We start from the raw sequence: 835 nt of genomic DNA, 5'->3' as shown, positions 1-835 counted from the left end.
ACCTCGGTCCTTGCGGCGACGGCGGCCTTGATCAACTCGGACTTGTTCGGGAAGTAGTTGTACAGGCTCGCGCTGGTGACGTCGGCCGTGCGGGCGATCTCCCGGATGGTCGCGCGCGAGTAGCCGACGCCGGCCACGCACCGCATGGTGGCGACGATTATCCGCTGGCGAGTCTCCTCGCCGCTGGCGCCGACCGGGCGACCTAGCATGCCGTCGAATATAATCGAACGATCAATTAATATCCGGTTCCTGCTCGGAGGTGCGCCCGCATGAACGCCGCGCGGTCGCAGTTGGGGCGCCCGGTAGGCGCCAGCGGCGAGCGGACCCGCGCTCGAATAATCACCGCGGCGATGCGCTGCGTGGGGGAGGTGGGCTACTCCCAGGCGACAATTCGGGAGATCGCCAAGGCTGCCGACATGACCAGCGCGAGCCTGTACCACTATTTCCCGAACAAGTCCGAGTTGCTCACGGCGACCGTCCGGGAGATCGACGAGATCGCGTTGCCACGGGTGCGGTCCGCCGCGGCGCATTCCGATGACGTCGTCGAGCGCCTCGAGGCGATGCTGGACGAGCTGGACAGGTTGCTGCGCGAGTACCCCGACCTGGCGGCCTTCGAGTGGGCGATCCGCGCCGAGGGCGCCGTCGACCCCGGGGCGCACGGCGCCGGCTTCCAGGCGTTCCGCGAGATCATCGAGGGCATCGTCGGACGAGCCGCCAGATCGGGTCCGGTCGAAGCGATCTATTCGTTGATCTACGGGCTGACCGAGCTGGCGGCCACGCTGCCGCCCGAGGACTACCACGCGGCGCTGGGCGCGGCCAAGCGGCTGGTCAGGGG

At 68.4% G+C, this 835-nt stretch carries 2 protein-coding genes; one reads left to right on the top strand and one right to left on the bottom strand.

Translation table 11 applies throughout. The features are described from left to right. Positions 1 to 209: TetR/AcrR family transcriptional regulator (locus A5712_RS18425; RefSeq protein WP_156766625.1), on the bottom strand; the 209-nt coding region annotated here is incomplete at its 3' end. A 60-nt stretch (positions 210 to 269) separates the two neighbouring features. On the opposite strand from A5712_RS18425, the gene A5712_RS18420 reads away from it, so the two are divergent. After that, on the top strand, positions 270 to 835 hold a 566-nt coding region (locus tag A5712_RS18420), incomplete at its 3' end, for a TetR/AcrR family transcriptional regulator (protein WP_068107870.1).

The organism is Mycobacterium sp. E2327 (assembly GCF_001672675.1).
In the GTDB taxonomy this organism is placed as follows: Bacteria; Actinomycetota; Actinomycetes; order Mycobacteriales; family Mycobacteriaceae; genus Mycobacterium.
The sequence above is the reverse complement of the archived record's forward strand: the minus strand, read 5'-3'. Positions and strand labels throughout refer to the sequence as shown.